The sequence below is a fragment of the Allofrancisella guangzhouensis genome (genome assembly GCF_000815225.1).
Lineage (GTDB): Bacteria > Pseudomonadota > Gammaproteobacteria > Francisellales > Francisellaceae > Francisella > Francisella guangzhouensis.
This window is the reverse complement of sequence record NZ_CP010427.1, coordinates 290,003-311,611: the sequence shown is the minus strand read 5'-3', so window position 1 is coordinate 311,611 and position 21,609 is coordinate 290,003. Positions and strand designations below refer to the sequence as shown.

The following is a 21,609-nucleotide window of genomic DNA, read 5'->3' as shown; positions in this document are numbered from 1 at the left end:
ACCTAAAAGTTAGTAGACATAGTTTAATGTCTTAACTAGCCACTTGTCAAGAGGTTTATTGATTTTTGTTGCAAGTTGCTGCAATCTTGCCCTATCATCTGAAAATAAATAAAAACATGATCCAGTTCCTGTCATTCTAAAATTAGCATCTAAACTTCTAAGGTGACTCTCAAAATCTGGATAATTTGCAAAAAATACTTTCTCAAAAACGTTTTGCATGATGTTACTATCAAATTCTAACTCTTTTGACAATAGTTTAGAACTTTTAATAAGTTCCTTACTACCAAAAGATTCCTTTGTATTAATATGAATATTTGGCTTAACCAACAGAACAAACTTAGTGTTGAAATCCTTTGGATACAATACTTCACCAACACCTTCTGCCCATGCAGAACGACCATATAAAAAAATTGGTACATCTGCTCCAAGTTTTGTCGCCAAACTTATCATTTCCGAGTTTTTAACATCTGGAGTATAGTGATCACGCATAGCTATAAGAGTAGTTGCTGCATTTGAGCTACCACCGCCTAAACCTGCACCCATTGGAATATTTTTAATCACTTCAATATCAACACCAACACATTGCACACCATAGGCTTGCTGAAATATTTTAATTGCCTTAAAAATTAAATTATCCTCTTTTGAGGCTATTGTTATATCGCTTTTTATATTTATGTTAGTTGAGGTATTGAAATTAAATTTCAACTGATCTTTCAAATCTACAAAAGTAAACCAAGTCTGTAAATTATGGTAACCATCATCACGTTTGTTAAGCACATGTAAAAATAGATTTATCTTTGCAAAACTATTGTATGCTTTAATTTTTAAATCTGCCATGATTTTATAACTACTTTTAATAAAATATTATCTCTAGACATTCTAAATTTTGTTGGGAGTGGATATCTTTGATCTACGAACTCATAGCTTTGGTAGCTTATTTTCCAACCTTGTTGCGAAAGTTCCTTTGTTAGATTATTAGTATTTAATTTGAGATTTGCTTGAAGTTGCGGCACAGCTATAGCTTTGATCCAATATTTTAGTCCCTCTAAGGGAATATACCAACCTAATTCATCTAGCATTAATGTCTTAACATCTCTAGCTTCAAAAATTTTGCCTTCACTATCTTTTAAAATGACTTTGTTCTTGTCACCTGAAATTTCTATTTTCCCTATACCTAAAGGTCCATAAAGGTTCATAATAAAACTATCTTTGTCTTGAGAATAAGTATAATTAGCAGAGTCAGCTTTATTATTATAAATAATACCTATCACACCACTAGTTTGCCATTTATCAAGATCTAACAATTGTGAGTCTAATTTAGCTCTATTGAACTTCCTATGTGCATCCATAGTGTTTATATCCAAAGTAGAACATGCAACTAATAGAGTCGATAATATAAAAAATATAGCAAACTTAAATTTCTGCTTTATATCTATTTTTAGTCGTAACATAATGCTTTGCATTTTCTATAATATCTTGTTTTTCTTTTTCGTTTAATAGGCGGATTTTCTTTACTGGTGAACCTAAATACATATAGCCAGACTCTAATTTTTTTCCAGGAGGAACTAAACTTCCAGCACCGACTAAAACACTTTCCTCTACAACCGCGCCATCTAAAACTATAGCTCCCATACCTATTAATGAATTATTTCCTATATGGCAACCATGCAATATGACCCCATGCCCTACAGTCACATACTCACCTATTTTTAAGTCATAACCGTCACCAGAGTCTTTTGGATACTCTGTAGTATGCAGAACACTGCCGTCTTGAATATTACTACATTTACCTATCGATATATTTAATAAATCTCCTCTAACACTTACTTGTGGCCAAATAGAAGTATCTTCTTTTATAACCACATCACCTATCACAACAGCTGACTGATCTATGTACGCCGATTCGGCAATTAGAGGGTGTTTGCTATTAAAAGTTCTTATACACCTAGACATAATTGCTCTTTATTTTTGTTATCGTCTCTTAATGATACCAAACTATAGCTTTCTGGTTTAATTTTTTTATCCCTAAAAAAAGGTTGAGCATAGCCATTACTGTCAATAATAAATAAAGGAACAGCATTAGAATTATCAACAAAAAAGTTTTCTAAAGTATAGTTAGGAGTTATATTAGTACTTTTAATTTTAGCTCCCTGATTAAGTCTCTCAATTAGCACATTAAAGTCTATTCCTTCATCAAATAATAAGGTAGCTAAATTAGTTTCTATAGAACCTATGCCTTTGTAACTTTCTTTCTGAGATGCTCTTAGCACATATGTGTTATTTGCACCAAATTCGTGTTTATATTTCATTGCTGAAACAGCATTTACATATTCACTGGTCGATAATCCCAACATTGAACCTATCCCCACTAAACTAATACTCCAATCAGCGTGTACTGATACTGGGCTACCATAATAGGTATTTAAACCTAGCTGACGACATTTCTGTACATTTGTCCAAGAGGAATCTGTAATTATCACATCTATATCGTTTTTAGCAAAAACTTCTGCAAGTTCACGAGCAAATCTGTTTCCACCAATAATCAAAAAACCTTTACCTTCTGGTTCAGTAACTTTAAGCAACTTAGAAATAAAAGGAGCAAATACACTTTGAAAGATTACTGTAAATACAATAATCATAAACACAAAAAATACTAATGTGTTAGCTTCATCATATAGCTCTGGTTGTGTTTTAATTATTTTAACAGATGCTAGCGCTGCTACTGAAGCTGCAACTATACCTCGAGGATATATCATCCCCATAACAAATCTTTCACTCAAAGATATTTTTGAACGAAAGGTACATAGATAAATAACCAAAGGACGTAATATGAACTGTAAAAAAATAAAAACCTCTATCAGGTAAAGCCAATACTCCTTTACTAAGCTAAAATCAATTTCTGCACTAAGTACGATAAAAAGTATAGATATAATCACTATACTAAGGTTTTCCTTAAAAGAAACTATATCTGTCATGCGAATATCTTTCATATTGGCCATGACTAAACCAGCTATGGTAACCATCAGCAGTCCAGCACCATGCATAATGCTATCTGATACAATAAAACCTACAACAACTACAGCTAAAACAAAAAAACTTTTAAGGTACTCTGGCATGTAATGTCTTCTAAAGCTAACTCCTATTAGATAGCCTACAATGAAGCCCACTATAACACCAAGTAGGCAAACAAATATCATATAAGCTATAAATAATCCTATACCATCGTTTACCTCACTAGAAAAATTACCTCCAATAACAAACCATGAGAGCATAAAAACTACAACTAAAGCTCCTATCGGGTCTACTATGATAGACTCCCATTTAAGGATGTTTGCAATATGGCGCTTTGGACGAACAGATCTCATCAAAGGAGGAACAACTGTTGGACCACTTACGCAAGTGACCCCTCCAATTAACCATGACAACTCCATATTTAAGCCTACAACGTAGTAGCAAAACCAAGCTGTAAAAATTACTGTTAAACCCAAGCCTACTGTAACCAACAGAAAAACTACTCTACTAACATTTTTTATCCTACTAAAATTAAGTGATAAGCTTCCCTCAAATAAGATAATTGCCACACAAATCGAAACGAACGGCGAAAGAGCTTCACCAAATATAATATCACCATCTACTAACTTAAAACCCATCGGAAGTGCCACTTCAGATACCGGACCAAGAATAATTCCGCTTAAGATCAAAAAAAGTATAGATGGAAGCTTAAGCCTCCATGATAGATACTGTGATACTATTGCAAAAAACAATATCAAACCTGCTGCTAACAATATATAGTTAGATGAATGTAAAAATAGTTCAATATTATTACTCAAATTTAACCCTCTAACGACATAAAAGACTTAAGATATTATATGATATATATGACTTTATCAACACTTTCTGACAATCACATAAACTCAAATAAAAAAGTCAGCCTCACGGAACCTTCAGCTCATTATTATGCTATAATAAACATAAACTAATATAAAACATATTGAACTTAAAATGACTATGTAAACACAACCAATTAAATAACTTATAGCTTTAGGTAAATATAAGCTTAAACGTAAACTGATAAATCTAAAGTTATTGTGTTCATATGCTCACCATTATACAGTGCTTGATACGAATACTCTGGACCAAATAATACGTTATTGTCAAAATATGACCTCTGAGCAGAGAAAATAAGCTGATTTCTAATACCAAATGTAGATTTGCCAACTGCTGTGGAAGCATTTGACAAACCCATTGGGATTTTAGCAGCATTATAAGACTGACCATAAGTAACGTTAAAGTTGGTACCTTTTCCTGCTAAAACTAACGCGTAGTTTATACCACCATACCATGCTCCAGCATTAACATTTTTACCACTTTCATTAAAATCTTCTGCATTAGTTGTTGCTGACCAACCAGCCTGAACCTGTATATTACCTCCAAATGCAGCATATGATAAGTTACCATCGAAGTTAATAACACCTATAGTTTCATTTTCTCTACCTCTGCTTTTTAAGAAACTTGTAATAGTACTATTTCCTGTTCCTGCTAGATTATATATATAACCAGCATTAAAACCTGCAGATAATTTTTCTGTCAGAGAGTCTGCATAGAAAAAGCCTGTAGAAAAGTTAGCTTGTTTATCATTTGAGCCAAACACTGCTATGTTAGTATTAATAGTATCTGTTTTATAGTTTAGTGATACATTCGTTACTCGCTCAGGATATAAAAACGCTTTTATAATACCTCTAGTCCAGGGTCCACCGCCGCCATATGTACCAACGGATAAGTAATTTCTACCTACAGTTAAAAAAAATGGAGAAGTATCTAAGTTACCAAACATTACAAGGGCATTGCCTAAATTAAAATCTCCTGACTCACTTGTATCAAAATCAAACTGGGCTGTAACATAATGTCCCAAATTAGAAAGAAAATATAATTTTGCAGCAGTCAAATAAATGTTTTGCCCTGTCGCTGGAAAATCACCCCCTGATATTCTCTGTATTTGACTGCCAAACCAAGTTTGGGCATCTGCTTCTATATAACCACCAAAGAATACCGAGTAATCATCAAATTTATCTCTTTGACCCAATATGTTCGAAGAAAACAAGTTATCTGAAATCTGAGCTATTGGAATAGTGTTATTACCTGAATAAGAACCTAAATAACTTACTTGACCTTGAGTTGTAATTGCTGGTGTGCCACCAACATCAACACCTCTACTTGAAGCGAATATCCCTCCACTCTGGCTATTACTAGCTGCTATAGAATTTTCTTGAGTTATACTTGAAGTTATATCATTAGGATCGATTTCGCTAGTTCTCTGTGTACCAAGGTCAAGATAGTTTTCCATAGATCCAAAATTATTACCTCCTACTTTAGAGCTATAGGTAGTAAACTGTGAACTACCTCCTGATGTATTTTTAAAATTTCCTTGCTGAGATTTAAGCTGGTTTACTTGTCCCTGTAATTGCTGAATCTGAAGTTGTAATTGCATCAACAGTTCTTTTTCATCTATATGTTGTGATCCTGGACTACTAGAACTATTATTTCCAGGAGAAGATCCTGACAAGCTAAGATTCTGTTGTCCAATACTTGTAGATCCAAGAGGTCCTCCTTGTGAAACTACCTCAGTATTTTGCTCAGCATATAAGTTAGTTCCGAAAACCAAACTTAAAAAAGCTACCTTAAATATTTTATTTTTAAAAGTATTATAAGACATAACTACCCTTTTTTTGCTTAAAATCTCAATGCATATACAAATGAAATCCGCTCGCTAATTTATAGATCTATAATGATATACCTAAATAAAAGCAAATTAAATATAAATAACATAGCAAAAATGTTTTTATTTTTTATGGGGGTTGCTCCGGTTGATCATTACATTTTCTTAATATACTCAACAGCGTTCTCATCTAAAGAAAGCATGCCTGTGTTTGAATCATAGAAAATAAGCTCTGCATAACGTGCCCAATCAATAAATGTGTCAAATACACGCGCTGCAACGTCTGCTGGGAGATGATCATCCAATTCAGCAAGAAATCTACTTTTTGGAGCTGATTTTGATTCTCTATCACTCAAAACTTTAACCACATGTCTTGCTAATGGAATATATTTTAAGAATAATCTACCAAATATAAATTTTCTCTCATCAATATTTGAATCAATAAACTTACGTCCCATAGCTGTCATCTTAATATCACCATCTGAAACTTCTGCAAATCTTAAAATAGATAATATCTCAATAATTGGGAATAAATCATCAATATCAAGGTGCAACTCATCTGCTAATTGTGATAAGTCTATAGCATCAGCATTTTTAATATCAGACATTTCATCTAAAAGACCATTCATTTCTGATATATCAACATCAGGTATACGATAACCAATAGTCATTGCTGTTTTCTTATTCATTCGCTCTGTAAGCTCTTTAGTTTGAGCTGTAGTCATCATTCTATAGACTTCATCTATCAAGTCTGCCACCGCAGGATCTTGGTAATTTCTTGGATGAGGAATATTAACTTTTAACTCACCACGGATAAAGCCAGGGTTACTACCAAATATAATAATTCTATCAGCAGTTAATACTGCTTCTTCAATACTATGAGTTACATATAAAATACCCTTCATCGCATCATTGGTTTCCCAAAGCTCTAATAAGTCTTCTCTTAAGTTCTCAGCTGTCAAAATATCTAAAGCTGAAAATGGCTCATCCATTAAAAGCACATCTGGCTCTAATACCAAAGCTCTAGCAAAGCCTACTCTTTGTTTCATACCACCAGAAAGCTCCTTGGGATAAGCGTTCTCAAAACCATCAAGCCCAACCATATCTATAGCCTTTAAAGCTCTTTCTCTACGCTCCTGGGAGCTTATATTACGAGCCTCTAAACCCAACTCCACATTTTGCAACACTGTCAACCATGGCATAAGCGCAAAACTCTGGAAGACCATAGATATATCAGGAACTGGAGCTGAAACTTTTTTGCCTCTATATAGAACTTCCCCTGTAGTAGGGCTTAGTAAACCAGCTATAATCCTTAGCAAGGTAGACTTACCTGAGCCAGATTTCCCCAATAACGCGACGATCTCTCCTTCGTGCAAGGTGAAGTCTATGTTGTCTAACACTCTAAGAAGATGTTCACCTTTAATTAAAAAACTCTTACTAAGGTTTTCTACTGTAAATATTTTTTTACTCATTTATTTTATCCCCTATGCTACATATTCATACTAAAACGGCTTTCTGCATAGTTATAAAGTCTTCGCCAAAAAAGTTTATTTGAAGATACTACCAATATACTCATCACAATAACACCTAAAAGTACATTAGCTGTATGGTCACCCTGCATATTAGTATATCTAGTAATATAGCTACCTAAACCTGTGGCTTGTATAACAGAATCTTTCCCCCAATTTATATACTCACATACTATACTTGCATTCCATGCACCACCAGCAGCAGTTATAGCTCCTGTTACATAGTATGGCATAACAGCTGGAAAGAGAAACCTTCGCCATTTAGTCATACCCTTTAACTGCATATTCCTAGCAGCAAGTTTTAACTCTTCAGGTACTGCTGAAGCCCCGGCAATTACATTAAATAAAATATACCACTGTGTACCAAGTGCCATTAGCAAAATACACCAGATATTAAAATTTAAATTAAAGGTAATTACTAAAGTACCAAACACTCCATAAAGTACATTTACTGGAAAAGCCGCTGCCATCTGTGCGTATGGTTGCACTTTTTGAGCTATTTTGGGACGCATTCCAACCCACACACCTATAGGGACCCATATAAGAGAAGTTATTAATATCAAAACAACTACCCTTAAACCAGTAAAGAGCCCATCATACAAAGCTTCAAAAACGTCAAGTAAATAAACATCTCCCTTACCAAAGATAGTTTCATAAGCAAAGTAAAAAAGAGCTAATACAATTAATGATATAAAGCCAAACCATATAATCTTTTGTAACATAGTTTCTTTTTTTTCTTCTCTTTTATGTCTTTTTTGGTTATATGCTTTAGCTAGGTCTTTTTTAAAAAAGTTACTATTAATAACCTGCTCCATAACTTTACCAAATAGAGCTGTAAAAAACTTTATAGTTACCGACTTTTGTAAAATTTTAAGAAACCAAGACTTAGCATGTACTTCAGACTGAGTTTCCCCTAACATAAATTTTTCTGACCACGAAACCAAAGGTCTAAATAAGAGTTGATCATATAAAATTATAGTTATAAGCATAGTAATAATAGCCGCGACAACCGCTATAAAATTTCGAGTATTATTAGCAGCATCGATAAATGAACCAATCCCGGGTAAATTCACTGAAATTGACTGTGATGCACCAAAATTAACAACTATAGTTTCAGAAGCAACTATCATAAACCAAGATGCTGACATCGACATCATAGTGTTCCAAACTAACCCTGGCATAGAAAAAGGAACCTCAAGTTTCCAGAATTTTTGCCATGCTGATAGCTGATACATATCAGCAGCTTCGTTTAGCTCTTTTGGTATAGTTTTTAATGATTGGTAAAAACTCAAAATCATATTCCATACTTGAGCAGTTATAATCCCAAATATAACCGCAGATTGAGCACCCCATAAGGATTTAGGAAAAAGCACTAAAAAGCCTGACACTGTGATAGCAAAAAAACCAAGTATTGGTATTGATTGCAATATGTCAACAGCTGGTATTATTATACTTTCCGCTCTTTTACTTTTTGCTGCCCATGTCCCAAATATAAAAGTTATTAGTAAAGAAAAAGCTAAACCAATAAACATACGTATGGTTGTTTCAGCAGTGTAATAAGGCAATAACCACAAGCTTAGTGAAACTTCTGAATATTTTTGTACACTTGCTTGATCAGTATAATCAACAACTCCTCCTAACCCAGATGTTGACCATACAAATATACACAAAATCAGCAAAACTATCGATAAAGCTAAAATGTCCCACTTGGTTTTAGAAACTCTTGTTGACATATTTGTAGTGTATAATCTTTTCATATGTCAGCTACCTTTATTTATTTTAATAACAAGGCTTAGTATATGCCATTTAAGTTTTTTTTTGTATTACTAATTTGGGCTAATTTTTGTTAGAATTTAGCTAGTTAGTACTTTTTAAAAAACGCTAAAAATGAAAAAAGAGCAAAGAATTATCAAGGTGCAGAAAGGTGAAAGAGTTTGTTGTCCAACAAAATATCATGAAAACTGGAATTTACATCCTAGAGTTTTTATAGACCTTAAAGACAAAAAATCAAATGCCTGTCCATATTGCGGAACAGTTTTTAAAGTTGAAAAATAATTTAACTTATTTAGTTTATTTGTTTTCAGGTCTATTTTCTAACTCATATAAAAACTGCTTGATTTGCACAAATCTCTTAATTTATCCTGCTATATTTTCTTTAGGTGGAACTTTTATATTGCTCAAGATTAGATCTTCTAAGCTATAAATGTCTTTGATATCATGGTCTATCTTATTAGCATCACCATCATCTCCTATATCTATTCCTAAATAGACTCGACCTTTAATATTTATAGCGTAAAAAGCTATTGGTTGATTGTATTTATTTGAAAAAGCCCAAACTCTAGATTCATTTTCCTTATAGTCACTTGCTTGAAGCTTAAATTCTTTAGGATGAACGCTTATAGTTTCCCTAATAGCATCATAAAGCTGTTTAACTGTTATCCCCTCTTGAAGCTCTAAACTATGGAGTCCTGCATCTGAATCAAAAATATCATCATGTGTTACAAAACTTCCAGTAACTACTGGAATACATCCGCTTAAGACTAAACCAAATAAAAACATTAACGTAGTTACTCTTCTTTTCATTTATATACCCCCACCACCAAATAAAACGCTACTACAACAGCAAGTAATGAAAAAAACACACTTGCTAAAATATATCCAAAAGCTAGAAAAGCCTCTCCTCTTTGTAGTAAGTTTAGTATATCCAAACTAAAACTAGAAAAAGTTGTAAACCCTCCCAAAAAACCTGTTACAAGAAAAGCTCTGGTGTATGTAGAAATATTCTCATTAAATAAGTTCGTTTTTATTAAAAAAGCAGCAATTAAACCAATAAAAAAAGAGCCTATAATATTACATAAAAAGACACCTACTGGAATTTGTTTAGATATACCAGCACTAGCTTGAGTTACTAAAAATCTAGCTATAGCACCAAACCCTCCACCAATACCTACTAATAATACCATCAGCCTCATTTAATTCTCCAATATTCTATATGCTCCTAATTCTACCATTTCTTGAGCTAATAATTTGCCTAAAATGTCAGGGTCCACTCCATTTTTAGATTTTTTAATGATTTCTTTACCATCGCCACTAGCAACCATCGCTTGCAGAGTTATTTTTTGATCCTCTACAGTTGCATAAGCACCTATAGCAACGTGACATCCACCCTTTAACTCCTGATTAAAAGCTCGCTCCGCTTTAGCGGCAAGAGAACTAGCCTTATCATTGAGTTTTTCTAACTCTGTCAAAAATTTACTGTCTCTTTCCAAAACTTCTATTGTGACTATTCCTTGACCAACTGCAGGCAAAGATATTTCTATAGGTATGTACTGAGTAATACGAGCTTGCAAGCCCAATCTAATAAGTCCAGCACTAGCTAATATAATAGCGTCATAATTATTATTATCTAATTTATATAATCTAGTTTGAACATTACCTCTTAGATCTTTTATAACTAAGTCCTTTCTATAATTAAGTAATTGTGCCTTACGGCGTAGGCTTGATGTTCCAATAACAGCCCCTTTAGGCAGCCCATCTAATGATGTATATTTATTTGAAACAAATGCATCTCGAGGATCTTCTCTAGGCATAAAACTTGCTAAACAAAATCCTGATGGAAGCTCATAAGGAACATCTTTTAATGAATGCACTGCGATATCGGCTTTATTGCTCTGCATAGCCACCTCTAACTCTTTCATAAATAAAGCCTTACCGCCAATACTATGTAGAGGTTTATCTAAAATCAAGTCTCCTTGTGTTTTCATTGTAAGTATTTCACATGAAATACCTAACTTATTTTGGATTTCAGATTTAACAAAATTAGTTTGCCAAAGAGCTAGTTTACTTTCTCTACTTGCTATTACGATTTTTTTACTCATACATTAAATACTTGCGCTATATAACTAGATATATCATTTATTTCTTCTAAACACACACTGTGCTGCATACCATTATAAAGCTTATATTCATTTTTAAAACCTTGTTCAGCTAATTTAGCAGATAAGTCTTGTCCTAAAATTTCTGGCAAAACTTGATCATGCGTGCCATGGCATACTAATATTGGAATACCTTTATTAACGTCTGTAATAGATTTTTTAAAGTCTTCCCATGCTGGCAAATATGTTGATAAAGCGATTACTCCACCAAGTTTACGTTTAGAAGTAAGCATTGTATAGACAGCTATAACTCCGCCTTGTGAAAACCCTGCTAAGATAATATTTTCGTTTGAAATATCTTGAGCGATCTGTTTATCAATTAGATTATTTATTTTAGCTGTCGAACCTTTGATACCTTCGATATCTACAACCCTACTTAAACTATCAGTATCAAAAGATTTAATATCGTACCAAGCTGGCATGTGCATACCCATATTTATGGTAATTGGCATTACATCAGCATGTGGAAATATAAAGCGAATATAATCTAGAGAAATACCTAAATGACCAATTATATCAACAAAATCATGACCATCTGCACCTAAACCATGCAGCCAAATTACACAATATTTAGGGTTTAGATCTGCTTCAACTAGCTCATAGTTCATAAGTTTATAATTTTTTAAAATACGTAGGTAAAATGATACATTAATTTACGTAAAATTTGCTCTGTTAAATGTTTTTTTATTCACACAGCGACCCGTAATAATTATAAATTGGACTATCAAAAAAATATTAAGCGTATTAAGAATGTTGTACTTCAAAGATTTTAAACACAAACTCCAAATACAAAAAACCTACTTTAACATGTGGATAACTATGTTTATATTTATGTAGAACTTTATCATAAATAGCTATTATTTTATTTTTTTTACCTTTAAAAAAAACCTCGAAACATCGTATATACAAGTGTTTCGAAGGAGAAGGTCAATTTAAAAGATTAGTTTTCCATACACTATATTTTTCTGTGGATAAGAATGTGTACTTTTTGTTAAAACTCAGTTAGTGTTTTCTAAAACTTTAAAATAAGCTTCTTGGTTTACAAGGTTTACAGAAGTATTTTCTAAAATGAGCGTGTTATTTAAGTCTAGTTTGTGGTTAATAGCTATTTTTTTTGTCATAGCTAATTTTTCTATAGAGACTAAAGCTCTATTTCTTTCTAATAACTCTACAACTATAGCTTTAAATTTCATATTAGGGTTTTGTATTAAATACACTAGCTTCCAATGTAAATTTGAATCTCTTTCAGTCTGTCTATTTATTCTTATTGGTATCTCTACTTGTGCTATAACTTCATTTATAGTATCAATATTTAACAATTCTTGGTTAGCTAAAAAACGTCTAAGCTGATAATGTGCTAATAAATCAAGGTATCTTCTTAGTGGGCTAGTTACTTGTACATAATTTTCTAATCCCATGCCTGCATGCTTGTCAGGTTGTGTAGAATATTGCCCTCTTAGTAATTTTTTTCTAGCTGCAAACATATCTGCTGGTGTTTGCAGATTTTCTAACTCTTTTTGAGTAAGCTCATGCTGAGGCTGTGTAGAAAAAGGAACTGTTATATTATGTTCTAAACAAAATTTACCTACAGCAACACCCGCCATAAGCATGGTATCTCTTACCAGAATTCGTGACCCTAACTTGCGTAAATCATATATATCAACTTTTTTGTCAGCTTCTAGTTTAATTTTAGCCTCTGGAAAATCAAGCTCAACTCCTCCTGCTTGTAAACGCTTTTCTGTAAAGTTTTTTGCAAACTTTTCAATATTACCAAGCTCAAGACTGTGCATATTTTCTTCTGCAAATTCATAACTTAATCTAGTTACTTTAACTTTACTAAAGCATATGTGTATACCTTCTATGTCACCTGTATCAGTAACACCAAAACCTATAGATAAAGCTGGTGATATTTCTTGCAATCCTAAACCCAAAAACTCTGTAGCTTTAGTCGGAAGCATTAAAATAATTTTCTCAGGAGTATATAAATTTGTACCTCTAGCTCTAGCTTCTAGATCTATTTGTTCACCAAAAATTATACTTGAAGATGGATCAGCAATATGCACCCACATTTTACTATTCTTAGTATCCCAACTTATAGCATCATCAGGATCATTACTATCTTCATCGTCTATTGCATAAGCTTTTAAATGAGTTAAGTCTACCCTACCGATATCAGAATCGTGGTTATACTCAAATTCTGCGGGGTTATCCTCTAACTCTGCTTTATACCTATGTAAATACGGGTTAATATGTTCGTCCCAATAACCTATATCTAGAAGTAGTTTATAAGCACCATTTTCGGACTCCTCTATATTAAGGTGTTTAAAAAATCTACAGTTTAAACTTTTTGACAGTGCCAAAGCTTCAATCTCTTTCAGAAATTTTTCATCATTTTGTAAATATGTTTTATTGTTAAGACGTACTATAAAATCATTAAGCTCTTGTTCTTTTTTCTGTCTTTCCTTTTTTTCTTTAATTATTGCCTCTTTTTGTTCATAAGAATGAACGCTTATACTAAAATCATCGTTAAAACTAAAAAATTCTCCTTCTGATACTAAAAGCCAAATTGTATATGCTTGGTTAACTCCTGTGGTTTCAAACAATAACTCACTTAATTCTTCTATAGAAGTTTTTATCTGTCCTTGCAAAAGTTCCCAAGTTAATTCAAGGTCATAAATCTGCAATTGTTCTAACTTTACTAAATCGAAATCGTTTTGCGTATCTACTAAAAATTGAACATTTCTGGATGGTAACTTTATTTTCTTGCCATCAAGGGTTTCTATTTCTATTTTTTTATCTAAATTATCTAACACCTTAGCAGGTTTTGATTTAAAGATAACTAAGCTATTTTTTTGCATTTTGTGATTAATAATAAAAGTTTAGATACCTAACTATAAAACAAGCTATTAGAATTTCAAGTGTATACGAAAATATCGGTCTTTAAATTTGAAAATATTTCAAACAAAACGAATAAATAATGGTTGCGATAATAAAATTCAATAAAATTAACTTATAATACCAAGGTAGTTAGTAATATATTTAAATAATGCTTTATGAACTTGATAAGTTGGATGAACCTTATCGAAAAAAGCAAATTCTTGAGGGTTGCTACATAAAGTTCCTGTCTCTGCAGCTAGAATAGCCGAAGTTATATCTGGCGTAAGAGCAATTTTATCTATTACATTTAAATCTATATTACTTAATTGCAGCTGTCTATCGTTGACTTCTATCTCAGGATTCGAAATTAAAAGATTTTTATAAAAGTCTTTTTTATCTGATAATTGATTTAACGCAAAGTATGATCCCGTCCAGCAACTTTTATGTATTTTTTCAGGAGATAGACTAGTGTTATAAACTTGATTAAACTTGTCTGTGTCATTAATTAGCATATTAAACATTTCATCTAAAGAAAGAAAATCAACATTATCATCCGTATTAGCAAATTGCTTGAGATACTCATTATGTAATTTAGAGGCTTCTTTTAATAGAGTCTGATTTCCTATTTCTATTGACTCAGGAGTTAAACTTAAATCTGGCAAACCAATAATTAAAGTTTTTGATGCTTTTACTGATTGTACAGCAGACTTTATCTTATCTGTAACTTGTTTTGCTATATCTGTAATTGTGCTAGGGTCTTGTGATATACCAATAGTCAGATAATCATTAGCACCAATAAAAAATATAGCTAAAGTTTTGTCAGTATCATGAGCACCTTTGTCAACTGAATATGCACTAAGCTCAGTACCTAATGTATATGGCAACCCAATATCAGTCCATGGTGGTTCAAATACAACAGTAGCTCCACCAACTGCATAATTACTTATTTTTATTCTATCTTTTAATGAATTTTTTAAAATATCACTCCATACTGTACCGTTAGAAAACATTCCTTTATTATAAGGGGTTGATTTAGGAATTATACCTTTTGTGTAACCATATAAGTTCCCATAATCACTTAAGCTATCACCAAAAATCAATATTCTTTCAACATCTTTTAATTTGCTGCTTCTTATTTCTAGTTGAGTGTTACATGCAGAAACTGTAAATATAGGAATTTTATATTTTAATGTGGTGGTATAACTATGCCATTCATGTGAGTAGTCTCCATTTTGATGTTCTATAGCGATATTTCCATTTAAATTTTTGAAATCGGCATAGTTTGCAGTAAACCCATTAGTTAAAATATATTGTAAAGAACCACTATCATTTGTATAGTCTAAGGAATGAAAACCTATATTTATAGTTGATATATATTTAATTTTTTTATCATTTGTATAATCACCTATATTTATATACTCAAAAGGTTCTAGTTTTTTGTTTATTATCGTTGCTCCGGAACTATTTCCTGGATGTACATTAAATTCTACAGGTGTAGAACAGTTATTTTCTAGAATTATTTCCGAGCGAGCATCAGCTAGACAAATAGTAGGAAGTATAAAGCTAAAACCAACGAAAGCTGAATATAAGCTTCTCATAGCAAGTAAAGTCTTAATAATTTTTTTTATCATGGTTATTTATCTCAAGATGTAATTATGTATGAATTTGATTCCAAGCAGTCATTTCTCCAATATTAATATATTGATTTTTTTCTAACATATTTACAAATTCAAAACCTGCCCGTTGTGATTCTATAGAATCTTAATTTTAAAATCCTAGCATGACTTCAGGGCACCGTCAAGTTGGCTTTATCGTTAACCAGGCAATTGTGTTAAATTGGGTTTAAACCGGTATTAACTAAGAGGAGTATGATTTCAAGCTAGTGACAAAAGTGAACTACCCAATCCGTATCCTCGTGCTTGACACATGGATATACAAACTTTCAATACGCCACAAATTAATTCTTTGAGTTTGCTTAAATGTTTTTAGAATCCACTAGTAAATATTATTCCACACGGGTTAAATGATTCTAATTGGAGCTTTACTGTAAATGTTTTTTTATATTCTAATATTTGTGATTCATTTTTAAATCCATTTTTATTGTAAAAATTTTTTTCCAGTTTTTTATTTTTTTTGTCATACTCTATTTGAAATTCTAATTTATTAGAGCTTTCATCATTTAAAGAAATAGTTTCATAATCATATTTATAAGCTACTTCTTTAACTTTTTGGAGCAGTTTACTGCCTATTCTTCTATATCTATGGCTAGATTTTACAAATAAGTATGGAATGCTTATATTTGAACCTTCTTGGAAATCACAAAAAACTAATCCTACGGGGTAATTTGAAGAATCTATAGCAATAAATATAAACTGCGTTTCTTCATTATCATCGATTTCCATCAACCCAAAATAATTCGTAAATTCCTTTTCTAATATTTTAAATCTATACCTAAATTCTGTTGATTGTAATTTTTTAATATTTAATTTTTCTATTCTTATTAAATCATCAAAATTCATAGAATATGAACGTCTTGTATATTTCATTTCATAATATATTTATTATTTTTATTTAAAATTTTAAACTATTTTTAAATAAAAATATAGTTTAATTTTATACATGCGTAAAACTTAGTGAAATAGAGAAAAACCATTAACTAAATTTCATTTTGAAAGTCACCCACATTCCGCTGCCTTGTAATTAGAATTAGCTATTTATGTAAAGATGCGAATAGTATTACAACAGAGCGATTGTTTTAAAAGGTGCTTGGAAATGTAAGATTACAAAGAATCAGCCTAGTCGTTTATATAAACATTTCTAACGGTGAAAATTTAATTTTATTACAAAAATGTATTTAAAACCACCCTAAAAACACAAATAATAAAAACTTAACAAAACACCCTTTACAGATAGATTTTGGATCCATACAATACTTCCAATTTGTCCATTAACTTTATAAAAGGTCAATGATAAAAAATTTCTCCAGATACAGTTCTTTAAGTCTCATCCACTATATTAACAGGGTAATTTTATGATATTAGCTAATAGCACGACTAACGCATTTTTGGTTTTTCCAGATGGTACATACTATCTTGGTAGGTCAATAGGAGTAAGAGGTTGGACAGATGGTGAAATATGCTTTAACACCTCTATGACAGGTTACCAAGAAACCTTAACAGATCCTTCTTATGCTGGACAGATCATTACTTTTACTTTTCCTCATATTGGTAATGTAGGAATCAATAACGAAGATAATGAATCTTTAGGTGTATTTGCTAAAGGATTGATAGTTAGAGAAAATTTAACTAGTCCTTCTAATTTTAGAGCTAAAAAAAGCTTAGATACTTGGCTAAAAAATAGAAATATTATTGGGATATGTGGTGTAGATACAAGATCTATAGTTAAAAAGGTTCGCAAAGAAGGAGCTGTTAGAGTTGCTATACTGTCAGTAAAACCAGGCGAATTTCTAGATACCAATTATGCAAAAATACGGATAAAAAACAAATCTACTCTAGGCGGTAGAGACTTGGCTATAAGTGTTACTACCAATAGAGAATATGAATGGAACGAGCATACTTTTTCTTTAGGTCAACAAGTGTATAAAAAGCAAGAAAACTATAACTATATAGTTGTAGTTATAGACTATGGAGTTAAATACAATATCTTAAGAAACTTAGTTGATGTTGGCTTTAAAGTTATAGTTGTTCCAGCAGATAGTACTTATGAAGATATTATGAAACATAACCCTGATGGAGTATTTTTATCTAATGGACCAGGAGACCCTTTTGCAACGTCTGACTATACAATGCCCGTCATTAAAAAACTTTTAGAAGATAAAATGCCCATATTTGGTATATGTCTTGGTAATCAACTTTTAGCTTTAGCTGCTGGCTTATCTACAGAAAAAATGCATAAAGGTCACAGAGGTGTTAACCAACCTGTATTAGATACAAAAACTAAAAAAGTTCTCATAACAAGCCAAAACCATGGCTTTGTGGTATGTGATAAAAAAGTGCCAGATAATATAGAAACCCATATGAGCTCCCTATTTGATGGAACTGTTGAGGGTATCAGGTTCACAGATAGACCAGCTTTTGCAGTCCAATATCATCCAGAAAGCTCTCCAGGTCCTCATGACTGTAAATATTTGTTTAAAGAGTTTGCCGATATGATAAAAGACACCAAAAAAGGAAGTAAGTAGATATGCCAAGAAGAACAGACATAAAAAGTATTTTGGTTTTAGGTGCTGGACCAATAGTTATCGGTCAGGCTTGTGAATTTGATTACTCAGGAACCCAGGCATGTAAAGTTTTGAAAGAAGATGGTTATAAAGTTTTCCTGGTAAACTCAAATCCTGCTACTATCATGACTGACCCAACTACAGCAGATAAAATATTTATAGAGCCGATAACAGTTGAAAGTGTTGGTAAAATAATAGCAAGAGAAAGACCAGATGCTATCTTACCAACTGTTGGTGGTCAAACAGCTTTAAACTGTGCTTTAGACCTCGATAAACAAGGTATTTTGGAAAAATACAACGTAGAAATGCTAGGAGCAAAAGCAGACTCTATTGACAAAGCAGAAAATAGAGAAAGGTTTAACAAGGCAATGGCAAAAATAGGTCTTGAAGTGCCTAGAAATGTGGTTGTTCGGTCTATGGAAGAGGCTTATAAAGCTCTAGAAGATATTGGGCTTCCTGCTATTATTAGACCTTCTTTTACTTTAGGTGGTAGTGGCGGTGGAATAGCCTATACTAAAGAAGAGTTTGAAGCTATAGTTAAAAATGGCTTGAGGCTTTCGCCAACAAACGAGGTTCTAATTGATGAATCTATACTCGGTTGGAAAGAGTATGAAATGGAAGTTATTCGTGATAAAGCTGATAACTCTATTATTGTTTGTTCAATAGAAAACATTGACCCTATGGGAATCCATACTGGAGATAGTATAACTGTAGCACCAGCTTTAACTCTCACAGATAAAGAATATCAAATAATGCGTGATGCTTCGATTGCAGTACTTAGAGAAATAGGTGTGGAAACAGGTGGCTCAAATGTTCAGTTTGCTGTAAACCCTGAAACAGGAAAACTTGTTGTTATCGAAATGAATCCTAGAGTCTCAAGATCATCAGCTTTAGCGTCAAAAGCTACTGGTTACCCCATAGCCAAAGTAGCAGCTAGGCTTGCTGTAGGATATACTCTTGATGAAATTGATAATGATATTACAAAAGTTACTCCAGCATCATTTGAGCCGACTATTGATTATATAGTCACAAAAATACCTCGTTTCACTTTTGAAAAATTTCCAACAACGCCAGCTAAATTATCATCACAAATGAAGTCTGTAGGTGAAGCTATGGCTATTGGTAGATCATTTGCTGAAAGCTTACAAAAAGGGCTAATATCTTTAGAAATAGGATTAAAGGGTTTAGATGAAATAGAAATTCCTAACTACGATCCAGAAAAAACTTCTGAAGAAAATAAAGTTGCTATTTTAGAGTCACTACAAGAGTTATCACCAGCAAGACTACTACGTGTTGCTCAAGCTATACGATATGGTATTAGTGAAATGGAAATACACCAAGCGACTATGATAGATCCTTGGTTTATAGAACAAATAAGTAATATAGTTGCTGCAGAAAAAACCCTTAAAAAAACCGGGCTACCAAACAGCAAGGAAGAGTTCTCTGTTTATAAAAATCTTGGCTTTTCAGATGCAAAAATTGCTGAATTAGTAGGAAGAACAGAAAAATATATAAGAAACTATAGATTTGGAAAAGAAATATATCCTGTTTATAAAAAAGTTGACACATGTGCAGCTGAGTTTGAATCAAAGTCTTCTTATATGTATTCAACTTACGAGCATTATAGTTATGAAGAGATTGTGCATGAATGTGAATCTGATATAACTAATAATAAAAAGGTTATTATACTGGGCGGAGGTCCAAACCGTATTGGTCAAGGTATAGAATTTGATTACGCGTGTGTTCATGCTGCTAAATCTTTAAAAGAAGAAGGTATCGAAACTATCATGATTAACTGTAACCCTGAAACAGTTTCGACCGATTATGATACTTCTGATAAGCTATATTTTGAACCATTATGTGCAGAAAACGTTCTAAATATCATTAAGAATGAGATGAGAAAGGGAGAGGTTTTGGGAGTAATAGTCCAATTTGGTGGACAAACTCCTCTAAAGCTAGTTTCAGCTTTATTTGAAAATAATATCCCTATACTAGGTACTAACCCAGATAAAATTGATTTAGCAGAAGATAGAGAAAGATTTAAAGAGCTCCTTGAAAACCTAAACCTAAGACAACCAGTAAACTCTATTGCATATAGTCTTAATGAGCTAGAGAAAAATATTAACAAGGTAGGTTATCCTGTAGTCGTTAGACCATCAAATGTACTAGGTGGTAGAGCTATGGAAATTGTTCACTCTAAAGATGAGTTAAATGCTTATATCAAAACTAATGGAAAATGTATTCTAGAGGGACCTATTCTTATAGATAAATTCCTTGAAGATGCCACTGAGTTAGATGTTGATGCTCTAGCAGATGGTGATGAGGTTTTTGTAGCTGGTATTATGGAACATATAGAAGAGGCTGGAATCCACTCAGGTGATTCTGCTTGTTCTATACCTACTCGTTCATTAACCCAGGAGCAAATAAATGAAGTCAAAGAAAGTACTATAAAACTTGCTAAAGAGCTTAATGTAATAGGTTTAATGAATGTTCAATTTGCCTACCAAAATAATCAACTTTATGTAATAGAAGTTAATCCTAGAGCATCAAGAACGGTTCCTTTTGTTGCTAAAGCAACTGGAAACAGTGTAGCTAATATAGCTACAAAATTAATGATTGGCAGGAAACTTTCTGAGTTTATTTTAAATAATCCTATTCCTAGACATTTCTCTGTTAAAGAAGCTGTATTTCCTTTTGGAAGATTTGAAGATGTTGATTGCTACTTAGGTCCTGAGATGAAGTCTACGGGCGAAGCAATGGGAATAGACAAAACATTTGGAGTAGCTTTTTACAAAGCCCAAGAAATGGCTTTTAATAAGCTACCACTAAAAGGAAATATCTTGGTATCGGTAAAAGATCAAGACAAACCTAAAATAATTAAGCTCGCCAAAAAGCTAATAGAATATGGTTTTAATATATTCGCCACTAAAGGTACTGAAAACTTTCTAAAAGGAAATAATATAGCTTGCAAACTTTTTGATAAAGCTTCTGATAACATTGGTAATAATGATGTTCATAGTACCGTTAAAGCTATAGAAAAAGGTGAGATAAGTTTACTAATAAACACCTCCCTAAGAGAAGAATTAAAAGTAAGTTTAGCCCTAAGAAGAGCAGCTATTATGAATAGAGTTCCTTATATAACAACTATTGGTGGCTTTGAAGCTTTTACAGCCGCTGTAAAAGATATGAGTAAGATTAATAATGATTTTGATGTTAAAACTGTTAAAGAGTGGATTAATAGTTAAATATTAATCAAATTGTCCATACCTGCGTAAGCGGGTATCTATATAGTATTTCTGAGATTCTCTCTAC

At 32.3% G+C, this 21,609-nt stretch carries 17 protein-coding genes; 3 read left to right on the top strand and 14 right to left on the bottom strand.

Annotated features, from left to right (window positions below):
• Positions 1 to 9 precede the first annotated feature (9 nt).
• The 7 genes from ispE to SD28_RS01405 form a co-directional block, all read right to left on the bottom strand.
• Positions 10 to 837: a 4-(cytidine 5'-diphospho)-2-C-methyl-D-erythritol kinase gene (gene ispE / locus SD28_RS01435; protein WP_039123372.1), complete on the bottom strand. Its 828-nt coding sequence runs from the start codon at positions 835 to 837 to the stop codon at positions 10 to 12.
• Positions 825 to 1,463, bottom strand: a complete 639-nt coding sequence (gene lolB / locus SD28_RS01430; RefSeq protein ID WP_039123370.1) for a lipoprotein insertase outer membrane protein LolB — start codon at positions 1,461 to 1,463, stop codon at positions 825 to 827. The genes ispE and lolB overlap by 13 nt, the downstream gene beginning before the upstream one ends.
• Complete coding sequence (locus SD28_RS01425; RefSeq protein ID WP_039123369.1) at positions 1,414 to 1,953, bottom strand: gamma carbonic anhydrase family protein; 540 nt, start codon at positions 1,951 to 1,953, stop codon at positions 1,414 to 1,416. The genes lolB and SD28_RS01425 overlap by 50 nt, the downstream gene beginning before the upstream one ends.
• Entirely contained in the window at positions 1,938 to 3,830 is a 1,893-nt protein-coding gene (locus tag SD28_RS01420) for a cation:proton antiporter (protein ID WP_039123368.1), read from the bottom strand. The genes SD28_RS01425 and SD28_RS01420 overlap by 16 nt, the downstream gene beginning before the upstream one ends.
• 227 nt (positions 3,831 to 4,057) lie before the next feature.
• Positions 4,058 to 5,713, bottom strand: a complete 1,656-nt coding sequence (locus tag SD28_RS01415; protein ID WP_052251851.1) for a DUF3573 domain-containing protein — start codon at positions 5,711 to 5,713, stop codon at positions 4,058 to 4,060.
• Between the two features lie 158 nt (positions 5,714 to 5,871).
• Positions 5,872 to 7,188 (bottom strand): ABC transporter ATP-binding protein, encoded by a 1,317-nt coding sequence (locus SD28_RS01410; RefSeq protein ID WP_039123367.1) that lies wholly within the window; start codon positions 7,186 to 7,188, stop codon positions 5,872 to 5,874.
• Between the two features lie 17 nt (positions 7,189 to 7,205).
• Positions 7,206 to 9,002: an ABC transporter permease gene (locus SD28_RS01405; RefSeq protein WP_039123364.1), complete on the bottom strand. Its 1,797-nt coding sequence runs from the start codon at positions 9,000 to 9,002 to the stop codon at positions 7,206 to 7,208.
• Positions 9,003 to 9,132: 130 nt separating this feature from the next.
• Between SD28_RS01405 and SD28_RS07855 the strand changes: the two genes are divergently transcribed.
• On the top strand, positions 9,133 to 9,300 hold the full coding sequence (locus tag SD28_RS07855; protein ID WP_069774103.1) for a zinc-finger domain-containing protein: 168 nt from the start codon (positions 9,133 to 9,135) through the stop codon (positions 9,298 to 9,300).
• Between the two features lie 81 nt (positions 9,301 to 9,381).
• Here the strand turns inward: SD28_RS07855 and SD28_RS01400 are convergent, their stop codons facing one another.
• The 7 genes from SD28_RS01400 to SD28_RS01370 form a co-directional block, all read right to left on the bottom strand.
• Positions 9,382 to 9,828, bottom strand: a complete 447-nt coding sequence (locus SD28_RS01400) for a hypothetical protein (protein WP_039123362.1) — start codon at positions 9,826 to 9,828, stop codon at positions 9,382 to 9,384.
• Positions 9,825 to 10,217, bottom strand: a complete 393-nt coding sequence (gene crcB / locus SD28_RS01395; RefSeq protein WP_039123359.1) for a fluoride efflux transporter CrcB — start codon at positions 10,215 to 10,217, stop codon at positions 9,825 to 9,827. Before crcB ends, SD28_RS01400 begins: the two co-directional genes overlap by 4 nt.
• A complete protein-coding gene (gene hemC / locus SD28_RS01390; protein ID WP_039123357.1) occupies positions 10,218 to 11,123 on the bottom strand; it encodes a hydroxymethylbilane synthase in 906 nt (301 codons plus the stop codon).
• Complete coding sequence (locus SD28_RS01385) at positions 11,120 to 11,788, bottom strand: alpha/beta hydrolase (RefSeq protein WP_039123355.1); 669 nt, start codon at positions 11,786 to 11,788, stop codon at positions 11,120 to 11,122. Before SD28_RS01385 ends, hemC begins: the two co-directional genes overlap by 4 nt.
• A gap of 390 nt (positions 11,789 to 12,178) precedes the next feature.
• On the bottom strand, positions 12,179 to 14,038 hold the full coding sequence (locus tag SD28_RS01380) for a ribonuclease catalytic domain-containing protein (RefSeq protein WP_039123353.1): 1,860 nt from the start codon (positions 14,036 to 14,038) through the stop codon (positions 12,179 to 12,181).
• 147 nt (positions 14,039 to 14,185) lie between these two features.
• A complete protein-coding gene (locus tag SD28_RS01375) occupies positions 14,186 to 15,688 on the bottom strand; it encodes an SGNH/GDSL hydrolase family protein (protein ID WP_234384999.1) in 1,503 nt (500 codons plus the stop codon).
• A 354-nt stretch (positions 15,689 to 16,042) separates the two neighbouring features.
• Positions 16,043 to 16,576, bottom strand: a complete 534-nt coding sequence (locus tag SD28_RS01370) for a GNAT family N-acetyltransferase (protein ID WP_039123351.1) — start codon at positions 16,574 to 16,576, stop codon at positions 16,043 to 16,045.
• 512 nt (positions 16,577 to 17,088) lie between these two features.
• Between SD28_RS01370 and carA the strand changes: the two genes are divergently transcribed.
• Positions 17,089 to 18,258 (top strand): glutamine-hydrolyzing carbamoyl-phosphate synthase small subunit, encoded by a 1,170-nt coding sequence (carA, locus tag SD28_RS01365; RefSeq protein WP_039123350.1) that lies wholly within the window; start codon positions 17,089 to 17,091, stop codon positions 18,256 to 18,258.
• Positions 18,259 to 18,260: 2 nt separating this feature from the next.
• Entirely contained in the window at positions 18,261 to 21,542 is a 3,282-nt protein-coding gene (gene carB, locus SD28_RS01360; protein ID WP_039123349.1) for a carbamoyl-phosphate synthase large subunit, read from the top strand.
• Positions 21,543 to 21,609 lie beyond the last annotated feature (67 nt).